1 pseudogene is annotated in these 361 nt (G+C 47.4%); it reads right to left on the bottom strand.

From position 1 onward, the window contains the following. A pseudogene (locus tag HC176_RS17735) lies at positions 1 to 361 on the bottom strand (efflux RND transporter periplasmic adaptor subunit); the annotation flags it as partial.

Raw genomic sequence — 361 nt, 5'->3', positions numbered from 1 at the left:
ATTTTTGTGTGGCAGCTTCAAAAAGCTCCGGCTGTGAACTTCTTATCGCATAGGCCTGCAACAATTCTTCCTGGGCGGTGATAAGTTCGGGAGAATAAACCACGGCTAATGCCTGCCCGCGCTTTACTTCCTCCCCGGTAAAATTCACCATTAATCTTTCGATCCTTCCCGGAACGTGCGTGGATTGCGTATATGCGATCCTCTCATCTACGGTTACTTTCCCGTTCAACCTCAATTCTCTCTCTCCTGAGCCGTTGCCTACAGTTTGCGTTTGAATATTCGCAAGTTTCATGGCATATTCGCTCATTTGTACCGCTTCGGGATTTCCTGAAACATCTCCACTTTCCAGCGGAATAAGATC

The organism is Tamlana crocina, assembly GCF_012037625.1.
Note: the sequence above shows the minus strand (reverse complement) of the source record. Positions and strands in the feature narration are given on the sequence as shown.